The sequence below is a fragment of the Shewanella sp. HN-41 genome (assembly GCF_000217915.1).
In the GTDB taxonomy this organism is placed as follows: Bacteria; Pseudomonadota; Gammaproteobacteria; order Enterobacterales; family Shewanellaceae; genus Shewanella.
The window spans coordinates 89365-100455 of sequence record NZ_AFOZ01000028.1 but is presented as its reverse complement, the minus strand read 5'-3'; the positions used below and the strand labels follow the sequence as shown (position 1 = coordinate 100455).

Here is an 11091-nt window from a genome sequence, read left to right as displayed (position 1 = left end):
AGTAAGAGTTTAAACATTGCAGTACCAAATAGATGGGTCGTTAGCTCAGTCGGTAGAGCAGTTGGCTTTTAACCAATTGGTCGAAGGTTCGAATCCTTCACGACCCACCACTCTTTATATCCCCAAGTAAAAATTCCCTTTCGCTATACATTCACTAAGCATTGCTAATTTGTTTCACGGCATTTTCTACTTTTGTCTCATAGACTTATTGCCAATGTTACTCCTTTGTTAAATTGTCCATATTGGCTGCGGACAAATAATAACAACTGGGGAGATAGAAAATGAAACAAGTAAAACTTAACTTGCTCTACACTGCAACTTTATTGGCACTTGCAAGCTCGGCCAATGCAGCTTCGTTAAAAGATACCGATATTGAATTTGGTGGCTATATTAAAGCGGACATCATGTTTAGTGATTATGGCAATGGTGCGCCGGATTCTGGCGATTTATCCCGCCAGTTTTATGTGCCAGGTACTATTTACGGTAAAGAGGGTAATGGCAATCAAGTCGTTGACTTTCAAGCCCGTGAAACCCGTTTCAACTTTAAAGCTGCGACGGATTTAGATGGCCATAAACTCTCTGGTTTTATCGAGTTGGATTTTATGACGCACACCGATGGTAATGAGCGCGTCTCCAATAGTTACTCGCCCCGTATTCGCCATGCTTTTGTTTCCTATGATAATTGGACCGTCGGTCAAACGTGGTCCACATTCCAAAATCCTGCTGCTTTGCCTGAAAACCTCGATTTTGTTGGTGCCGCCGATGGTACTCCCTTTGTGCGCCAATCTTTATTGCGTTATACCCAAGGTAATTTCCAAGTCGCGATTGAAAACCCTGAAACCACAATAACACCGTATCAGGGCGGGGCGCGTATCACCAGTGGTAATGGTGTGATCCCAGATGTGGTTGCTCGTTATAACCTTAAAACTGAAGGTGGCGCTTCTTTCTCCTTTGCGGGCATTGCTCGCCAGCTGGATTTAGAGACTAAAATCGGTGCAACTGAAATCGACAGTTCGGCACTGGGATATGGTGCGAGTGTGGCGGGTATTATTCCGGTTGGCAAAGATGATATTCGTTTTACTGCGACTTATGGTGAGGGATTAGGTCGTTATATGGCACTTAATTATATCAATGCGGGCGTGCTGGATGCCGATGGCGATATAGAATCCATTCGTACCTTTGGTGGCTTTGTCTCTTACCGTCACTGGTGGAATGAACAGTGGCGCACGAGTGTGACACTATCGGGGATGCAGGCGGACAATGATGTGACATTAACGGGGACTGGGGTGAATAAGGATGCTTATTCTGGCTATATCAACCTATTGTATTCTCCAAGTAAGCCGCTGACTTTCGGGGTCGAATATATTTATGCGAAAAATAGCAAAGAGAATGGTGATGACGGTGATCTAAGCCGCATTATGTTCTCTGCCAAATATGTGCTGTAAGTTTATTATTTCGCTAAACAAGAAGGAGACCTAGGTCTCCTTCAATTTATGGGATAGGCTTATTGATGTTACTTAGCCTAACAGATTGTTATCTCGAACATATTGTTCGAAGTCTGTACAGCCGCCCACGTGCTTTTCATCAACGAAAATCTGTGGAACGGTTTCCACTGGCTTACCCACTGTTTTTTCAAGATCCGCTTTAGAAATGCCTTCGGCGTGGATATCGACATATCTAAATTTGAAGTCATCACGTTTTTCAACGAGTTGCTCAGACAGTTGTACCGCTCGCACGCAATAAGGACAGCCGGGACGGCCAAAGATAACAACGAACATAATAGCTCCTTAGGATTACTTTATGCGTTTTATACCATAGGCATAGGGGAATTGATAATGTCAGCTCAGTTTATTTTCAGTTTGATAGCGGCCTTGATAATCAAAATAGCTTTCGACTAAATCCCAGCCTTTTTTATGCTTCTTTAACAGCAAAAGATCGGGCAGGCGGAATGTATCCGCATCGCGGATTAATTCGGTCACCTTAGTGTACTTTTTCGGTTTTAATCCCGGTGTACGGCTATGGGGAAAAATAAACAGCGCATACAGTGCCCGCCACTGGGCTGGCGTTTGCAGCTTAAAGCGACGAATAAAGCTATTACCATCGATATCAAGGTACTGGATCTTGAGATTGCCATCATCGTCAATGAGCAGCATATCTTGGCAGCGAAATAGGTGATGATGCTGCTTATTCAACACTTGCTTAAGGCGTTTATCTGGATCGATTAATGTGGACTGACAATGCTGACAAATACGCGCAGCGATATCATTCTCCCCACCGCAATCAGGGCAAGATTTAGCGCGAAATCGAAAATCACACTGCCGCTTTTGACCTTGGACCTCGACTATACCCTGACAGCGGCGACCATAGTGTTCGATAATGTCACCCTCATTATCCGTCAGTCCCCAGAAAATATTGGCAAAATGACATTCAGGGCAGTGAACTTGGACAGGGACCGACTTGCTATTTGGCTTAACTTGGCCGACCTCGGGGAAATATAAATCATAGCCATTTGCCGCATAATCAATGACTAAACAGTCTTTTTTCCCTTCGCTTATTCTGAGTCCTCGGCCAATCATCTGTTGAAACAAGCCCACTGAGGCCGTAGGGCGTAATATGGCGATGAGATCAACATGGGGAGCATCGAAGCCTGTCGTCAATACGGCTACATTGACCAGAAATTTAAGCGTTTGCGTCTTAAAGCGTTCGATTAAACGATCACGCTCACTATCTGGGGTTTGCGCCGTCACTATGGCGCTCTGTTGGCTATGTTCCTTGCAAAGCAGGGCGAAGATTTCTTCGGCATGGCGCACCGTGGCTGCAAAGATAATAATGCCCCTACGATGATGACTCAGTTCTATCAGTTGTTGCACGATAGCCGTTGTCGCTCGCCCTGCATGGTCAAGCAAGTCATTGACTTGAGTTTCGGGATATTCACCATTTTCATTGGGCTTAATGCGGCTGAAGTCATACTGGGCACTCAGACCATCAAATAATGTTGGTGGTGTTAAGTAACCTTGTTTTATCAACGGTCTTAGCGGCAATTCAAAAATACACTGTTCAAATACACCCAGTTCAGGGGAACCGACCTTGCCGTGGTAATGCTGCTTATAAATCCAACCTGTGCCAAGACGATAGGGGGTTGCCGTTAGGCCTAACAAGCGCAGCTGTGGATTTTGTTGGCGTAAATGTGTGAGCAGTTGTTGGTACTGACTGGTTTTTTCTAAACTGACCCTGTGGCATTCATCGATAATCACTAGGGAAAAAGCCCCATCAAATTGAGATAACGCCCTCGCCGCCGATTGAATACTGGCGACCACGGTTTTGCCATCGCTGGCTTTTTGATTGAGCCCTGCGGCATAGATGCTGGCCTCGGTAGTGAGCAAGCCAACTTTCTGAGCGTTTTGTGCGACGAGTTCCTTCACATGGGTGAGCACTAGCACTCGCCCTTTAGCAATGCGTGCAAGTTCGGCGATCACTATGCTCTTACCCGCACCTGTAGGCAATACTAATACGGCAGAATCAGTGCTTTGCCTAAAATGCTTAAGGGCAGCATCGACCGCTTGTTGTTGATAGTCTCTCAGTGTGACTGACATGCTGGGTTTGATGGACACGCTGGCGAAAAATCTATGTTGAAGATGAGTGAGTTGCCAAGCTTAGCATATAAGGTAAAAAAAATGCCCCTTGGTTGGAGGGGCAAGCGAGAGAAAGGGGCAATCAGCACTTTCTCAACAGGGTTGGATTAACTCAAGGTTACCCATGGAAATAGGCTGCGCTTAATCAAAAATGGTGAACGATTAAGCGCAGAGTTTGCTTGGTTACTCGGTACGATTTAAACGGGTTTCAATCAAGGTTTCGATAACCGCTGGATCGGCTAAAGTGGATGCATCCCCTAAATTGGTCACCTCGTTTGCAGCAATTTTACGCAGGAAGCGGCGCATAATTTTGCCTGAACGTGTCTTAGGTAAACCGCTTGCCCATTGAATGAGATCCGGCGTCGCCAGTGCGCCAATTTCTTTACGAACCCATTGACGCAGCTCCTGACGAAGCTCTTCACTCTCTTCGGTGCCACGGGTTAACGTCACATAGGCATAAATACCTTGACCTTTAATATCATGGGGATAGCCCACAACGGCGGCCTCTGCAACTAACTCGTGTGAAACGAGTGCACTTTCAACCTCTGCGGTACCCAATCTGTGGCCGGAGACGTTAATCACATCATCCACACGGCCAGTAATCCAGTAGTAACCGTCTTCATCCCTGCGGGCACCGTCACCGGTGAAATACATACCGCGGAAGGTTTTAAAGTAGGTCAGCACGAATCTGTCATGGTCACCATAAACAGTGCGCATTTGGCCCGGCCAAGAGTCGAGTAATACTAAGTTGCCCTCGGTCGCGCCCTCTAAAATATTCCCCATATTGTCCACGAGAGCGGGTTGCACGCCAAAGAAGGGGCGGGTCGCCGAGCCGGGTTTAGTATCGGTCGCGCCGGGCAGTGGGGTAATTAAAATACCGCCAGTTTCTGTTTGCCACCAAGTATCGACGATAGGGCAATGATCATGGCCAATGACTTCATGATACCAACGCCAAGCTTCAGGGTTGATGGGCTCACCGACCGATCCCATGATGCGTAAACTACTGCCATCAAACTTGTCGAAGTGCTGTTTGCCCTCCGCCATTAATGCGCGGATAAGGGTGGGGGCGGTATAAAGAATGTTAACTTTATGGCGGTCAATCATCTCGCCTAGACGAGCAGGGCTTGGATGATTGGGTACGCCCTCATGGATAAGCACTGTGGCGCCATTGGCGAGTGGGCCGTAGACCATATAGGAATGACCTGTGATCCAACCCACGTCGGCAGTGCACCAATACACTTCGCCGGGCCTGTAATCAAACACATATTCATGGGTCATAGAGGCATACACCATATAACCGCCGGTAGTATGCAGTACACCCTTTGGATTACCCGTTGAACCAGAGGTGTATAGTAAGAACAGCGGATCTTCTGCGCCCATTTCCTCTGCGGTGCAATGCTCCGATGCGGTTTCAACTAAAGAATGCCACCAGACATCACGGCCTTCAACCCAGTCAATTTTGCCGCCAGTACGTTTTAGTACAATCACTTTCTCAACGCTAGTCACATCGGGGTGTTTAAGTGCATCATCGATATTGCGTTTAAGTGGAATAGCACGGCCACCGCGCATCCCTTCATCGGAGGTGATGACTACCTTCGACTTACCATCGATCACGCGCGAAGCGATAGAGTCTGGAGAAAAACCGCCAAAGACCACAGAGTGAACCGCACCGATACGGGCACAGGCCAACATTGCCACGGCGGCCTCAGGGACCATTGGCATATAAATAGTTACTATATCACCACGGCGAACACCTTGACTGCGCAGGGCGTTAGCAAATTTGCATACTTGAGTATGTAGCTCGCCGTAGGTAATTTTACGTTGCTCGCTGGCATTATCGCCTTCCCAAATGATGGCGACACGGTCACTGTGCTCACCCAGATGGCGATCGAGACAGTTAGCGGATGCGTTGAGCGTGCCATCGTAAAACCAGTTGATGGAAAGGTTGTGATCGTCGAATGAGGTTTTTTTGATTTTAGTGTAAGGCTTTATCCAATCGATGCGTTTGCCCTGTTCCCTCCAGAAACCCTCTGGATTGACAATCGACTCTTGGTACATTTTTTTATATTGTTCGTTGTTTACAAGTGCATTGGCAGCGATATTGCCGGAGACTTTGTAGAGAGACTGCGAGCTCATAGGGCTTCCCTTTTGAAAAATTGCGTGGTCTGAGTATGGTATGCAAGGGGGAGACAACTCCATTAGACCTTGGTCTAGTTTTAAAATTTCCTTTATATTTAGACTGTTGCAGTTTAAATTCTGGCTAGATTTCAGCCATTTTTTATCGCACAATAACGGAAAAAAGAGCAAAATATGAATTTAACCTTAGTTGTTTCCGTTATTGCTGTTTGTTATGTATCACTTTTATTCCTACTCGCTTGGGGGGCTGAACGTTGGTTCAGTGGCGTAACCAAGAAACTGCAAGTGGGAATTTACGGCCTAAGCCTTGCCGTTTATTGCTCATCCTGGAGCTTTTTAGGCACAGTGGGGCAGTCGGCTAAGGATTTGTGGTCTTTCTTGCCGATTTTTATTGGCCCCATTCTGATCTTTACCTTAGGTTTTGGCATGTTGCGCAAGATGGTATTAGTGTCAAAGGCACAAAATATCACCTCTGTTGCTGACTTTATCGCCGCCCGTTACGGTAAATCGCAAACCCTAGCGGCCTTGGTCACTTTGATCGCGCTATTTGGCATCATGCCCTACATAGCGCTGCAGCTTAAGGCCATGGTCTTCAGTTTAAACCTCTTTCAACCCGCGGATGATCCCCTCGATGGTGTGACGGTTCCATTGTTGATCACTGCGTTGTTGGCTATTTTTGCTATTTTATTTGGTACCCGTAAGCTCGATGCCACCGAACATAATCCCGGTATGATGCTGGCGATCGCCTTCGAGTCTTTGGTTAAACTGGCGGCGTTTCTATTGGTAGGTATAGTCATCAGCTTTGGGGTGTTTGATGGTTTTGGCGATATCTGGCAACAGGCCAGCGCTAAGTCCTTAATCAATTATCCCAATCCGCGTATCGAAGCCTTAATGCCGGAGTTATTGGTCGGCATGGCGGCATTTTTATGTATGCCCCGCCAGTTCCATGTGATGGTGGTGGAGTGCGCCGATGAGTCTGTGCTTGCTAAGGGACGCTGGTTATTTCCGCTTTACCTGGCGCTGTTTGGATTATTTGTTGGGCCACTCGCCTTGGCAGGACAGATCATTCTTGGGGATACCGTTGCCGCCGATACCTATGTGATTAATCTTCCACTCACTTTAGAGCAACCGCTATTGGCGGTTATCGCGCTGCTGGGAACGTTATCCGCCGCCACAGGGATGGTAATAGTAGCTGTGGTGACCATCAGTGTGATGGTCAGTAATGAATGGCTCGTGCCTGTGATGCTGCGAACAGGGTATATCCGTGAGAAAAATTTTAGCCAGTTTTCCCAGTTGTTACTCAATGCGCGCCGTTTGGCGATTGTGATCATCCTCGGATTGGGTTATGGCAGTTATCTGGCGCTGGCTGACAGTGATTCACTGTCGCACCTTGGGATGTTGTCCTTTGGTGCGTTTGCCCAGCTTGCCCCTGCGCTGGTTGGTGGACTCTATTGGAAGCACGGTAATCGTGCCGGCGTCTTTTTAGGGCTTGGCGTCGGTTTTAGCCTGTGGTTTTACATCATGCTTCAAGGTATGACGGATAGCCATAGTGCGGCGGCGTTAGTTTCAAATGATTTTGATCTATTAGATGCCATTACCCCCAATGTGCGCGATGCTCTGACGGCATTATTGGCCAATATAGTCTGTTATGTTTTGGGGTCAATTTGGTTTAGGGCCGGGGTGGCTGAGCGTATTCAAGCCAGTGCATTTGTCAGCCCCGGTAAGTTAAGAAACAGTGCGAATAAAAAGAATGGCCCTATTTCCCAGCAGGATCTGCTGATCCTTGCTAGTCGCTTTGTGAGCCCAAGTCGCGCCTATGAAAGTTTTAGCCACTTTTCCAGCGATGCGGTGAAGAGTGATAGCTGGCATAAGGCGGCGCCACCGGAACTGATTTCCCATACTGAACGCTTACTCGCTGGGGTACTTGGAGCTTCAAGCGCGGCTTTGGTGATGGACTCTGTGCTGCAGGGGCGGGATTTAGCCTTGGATGAGGTCTTTAGTCTGGTCGATGAAGCCTCATCCAAAATTATGCTTAGCCAAGATATGCTGCGGGGCGCGATTGAGCATGCCTATGAGGGCATGAGCGTTATCGACAGCGATTTAAATTTGGTGGCATGGAATTATAAATATGTGGAGTTATATCAATATCCTGAAGGATTTTTACAGCAAGGAATGCCCATTAGCGAAGTGATCCGTTTTAACGCCGCTCGGGGGTATTGCGGCCAAGGCGATATCGAGTTGCAGGTCGATAAACGGGTACAACATATGCGAAATGGCACGCCCCACACCTCGGAGCGGCATCGTAAAGATGGCAAAGTGATCAAAATTCAAGGCAACCCTATGCCAGATGGTGGCTTTGTGATGACCTTTACCGATATTACCCAATATCGTCAGCAGGAGAGGGCATTGCTCGAAGCCAATGAGACCCTAGAAAGTCGGGTTAACGAGCGTACCTATGAGCTGGCGATGTTAAACAGTGAGCTGCTTGAGGCCAAGGCGTTAGAAGAAATGGCTAACGCCTCAAAAAGCCGATTTCTTGCTGCCGTGGGGCACGATTTAATGCAACCCTTAAACGCGGCAAGATTATTTACCGCGTCATTATCCCAGTATCCTAATCTTGACCGTGAGGCGCGTACGACCCTATCCCATGTGAATAGCTCGCTGAAAACCGCCGGTGAGTTGCTTACGGATCTGCTCGATATCTCAAAACTCGACTCTGGCATGGTAGAGGTTAATCGCCGTGATTTTGCCATATCGGAATTACTCAATGGCTTAGCCGTCGAATTTGAAGCTATGGCTGGGGATAATCATATTCGCTTTAAAATGTTGCCCTGCAGTGCAACGGTAAACTCGGATCCGTCATTGCTTAGACGTGTGTTACAGAATTTCCTCACGAATGCTTACCGTTATGCCCGTGGAGGGCGAGTGCTTTTTGGTTGTCGTCACCGTGGTAGCGAAATCGAAATTCAAGTGTTAGATACGGGCTGTGGTATCGATGAGCGTGAAATCCAAGAAATTTTTAAGGAGTTTAAGCGGCTGAATAATCCTAAGAGCAACAGTGTCAGTGGGCTCGGCCTAGGGTTAGCGATCGCCGATAGGATCAGCAAAGTGTTAGAGCACAGTATTCATGTCTCCTCGCAGTTAGGGCGGGGTTCGGTGTTTTCGATCAGAGTGCCAAGGGGAGAAACCGTGCGTCAGCCACAGGTTAAGGCCCTACCATCTCTGTTGCAGCCCTTATCAGGGATCAAGGTATTGTGTATCGATAATGAGGAAGCCATCCTCGCAGGGTTAGAAAGCTTGCTCAGTCGTTGGCAATGCGAGGTGATTTGTGCCAAGGATCTTGCCGATGCTCGGATTAAGCTTGGCCTTAAAGGGGTCGCTCCCGACATAGTGCTGGCGGATTTTCATCTGGATGATGGGCAAAATGGGGTCGATGCTATGGACGGCATTCGGGCCCTCTATGGACAAGATCTGCCGGGAATTTTAATCACCGCCAATACCCGTAAGGAGCTAATAGAAGATGTACAGCGCCGCGGTTATCACTATATGGCGAAAATGATTAAACCCGCCGCCCTGCGAGCCTTGATCTCCAGCCTAGTCAAGTCGGCTCGTTAATCACCAAAGCGCAGCAAGCTGCGCTTTAACCGTAGAATAGGTGAGTTTATAGCTTAAACACCGCCAACTTGCTGTTTAGGTGGAGAGATAATTCTGCCAGGCCTTCGCTTTCCTGCGCTAAGTAGGTTGCAGATCCAGAGACTTCCAAAGCGGAGTTGTTGATCCCGCATACGTTGCGATTCATATCTTCGGCGACCACACTTTGCTCTTCGGCCGCGGTGGCAATATGGGTTGCCATATCACTGACGTGTTTGATGTGATTAACGATCAGTGACAAATCGCTTCCGGCTTTTGCCGATTGACCCACACTTTTTTCGGCCAGTCCACGACTCGTATCCATGGCATTGGCTGCGCTGACGGCTCGTTGTTGTAAGCGTGAGATGGTATGTTGAATTTCTTCGGTTGACTGTCTTGTTCTACTTGCCAGTTGCCTGACTTCATCGGCAACCACGGCAAACCCACGCCCCTGCTCACCCGCCCGCGCCGCTTCAATGGCGGCATTGAGGGCAAGTAAGTTAGTTTGTTCTGAAATAGCACTGATCACGGCGGTGACTTCGCTGATCTGCATGACCTCCTCTTTTAACTTATTGACTTGTATAGTAGCTTGTTCCACTTCCTTGGCGAGGGAGTGGATGCCCTCAATGCTGGAATGGACATCCTGATCCCCAAGCCCAGCTTCTCTGGTGGCTTCTTTAGTGTCCCTTGCGGTACTTTCGGCATTATTGGCAACGTCGGCAATAGTCGCGCTCATTTCATTCATGGCGGTTGCCAGTTGGGCGAGTTGATCCCGCTGGTTATTGACTGCCTGATTGGTTTCCTCCGCACTTGAGGCGATGCGAGCCGACGCTTGTGCTACATTTTCGGCGCTGTGACTTGCTTCCATTAAAGCGGTGCGAACAGCATGCATGCTTCGATTGATATTGTGGGCCAAGATCCCCAATTCATCTTTGCCGTTAATAGTGAGTTGAGCCGTTAAATCTCCCTTAGCGATGGCTAACATGGCCTTATTAACATTCTCGAGTGGCCGAGTGATTGAGTGGCTGATCATATACCCTAACAATAACATGATGAGGATAAGCACAAAGGTAGTCCCCCCCATGAGCAGACATTGGTGCCAAATAGTGGCCTCGATGTCCTGCAGTAACATGCCAGAGCCTAATACCCAGCCCCAGGGCCGAAAGCCCATCACCAATGATAATTTTTGCGCCGATTCTCCTGAGCTGGTCATCCAAGGGTATTCTAATACCCCCTGTTGTCCATCGCGGCCAAGCTCCACCATGTTAAACCAATAATGCTCTTTGCCTTGGTCTCCCATTTGCTGTCCAACCAGTTCTTTTTTTATCGGGTGAACAACGACATGTCTCGATTCATCGATCACAAAAAGATAGTTATCACCATCGAAACGCATGTCATTAAGCATCTCCTTAGCGGCTTGTTGCGCTTGTTCCTGTGGGAGTGATTTTTCAAGGGCCTGAATACGGCTAATGGCTAAGGTGAGTACCGCATTGAGTCTTGCCTCTCGCTCTGCCATCAGATTTTGCTTCAGTGTGCTGATTGATAAAGCAAGCAGTATTATGGTTCCGGTCAGTGCTATCAGTGAGAGCAACGCGAGTTTGCGGTTAACGGGAATATTAGCGAGGGTAAACATGTGATCTCCTTGTCTTTGAAATAGTTGTCCTGCACTATTTTATCGATCTAGTTGTGACCT

6 protein-coding genes and 1 tRNA gene are annotated in these 11091 nt (G+C 47.9%); 3 read left to right on the top strand and 4 right to left on the bottom strand.

Translation table 11 applies throughout. From position 1 onward, the window contains the following. Positions 1-34 precede the first annotated feature (34 nt). Together SOHN41_RS11095 and SOHN41_RS11090 are read left to right on the top strand one after the other, a co-directional pair. Positions 35-110: transfer RNA gene (locus SOHN41_RS11095), tRNA-Lys, on the top strand. A gap of 171 nt (positions 111-281) precedes the next feature. Next, positions 282-1445 (top strand): DcaP family trimeric outer membrane transporter, encoded by a 1164-nt coding sequence (locus SOHN41_RS11090; protein ID WP_007648924.1) that lies wholly within the window; start codon positions 282-284, stop codon positions 1443-1445. A gap of 72 nt (positions 1446-1517) precedes the next feature. On the opposite strand, the gene SOHN41_RS11085 is transcribed toward SOHN41_RS11090, so the two are convergent. From SOHN41_RS11085 to acs, 3 genes are all read right to left on the bottom strand, one after another. Next, positions 1518-1778, bottom strand: a complete 261-nt coding sequence (locus SOHN41_RS11085) for a GrxA family glutaredoxin (RefSeq protein ID WP_007648921.1) — start codon at positions 1776-1778, stop codon at positions 1518-1520. Positions 1779-1838: 60 nt separating this feature from the next. After that, on the bottom strand, positions 1839-3593 hold the full coding sequence (locus SOHN41_RS11080) for a DEAD/DEAH box helicase (RefSeq protein WP_007648916.1): 1755 nt from the start codon (positions 3591-3593) through the stop codon (positions 1839-1841). 222 nt (positions 3594-3815) lie between these two features. Further along, on the bottom strand, positions 3816-5768 hold the full coding sequence (acs, locus tag SOHN41_RS11075; RefSeq protein ID WP_007648911.1) for an acetate--CoA ligase: 1953 nt from the start codon (positions 5766-5768) through the stop codon (positions 3816-3818). Between the two features lie 174 nt (positions 5769-5942). On the opposite strand from acs, the gene SOHN41_RS11070 reads away from it, so the two are divergent. Continuing rightward, positions 5943-9383: a NahK/ErcS family hybrid sensor histidine kinase/response regulator gene (locus tag SOHN41_RS11070; RefSeq protein WP_007648902.1), complete on the top strand. Its 3441-nt coding sequence runs from the start codon at positions 5943-5945 to the stop codon at positions 9381-9383. A 46-nt stretch (positions 9384-9429) separates the two neighbouring features. Here SOHN41_RS11070 and SOHN41_RS11065 read toward each other — a convergent pair whose 3' ends face one another. Then, positions 9430-11031, bottom strand: coding sequence for a methyl-accepting chemotaxis protein (locus tag SOHN41_RS11065; protein WP_007648900.1), 1602 nt, complete (start codon positions 11029-11031; stop codon positions 9430-9432). Between the last annotated feature and the right edge of the window lie 60 nt (positions 11032-11091).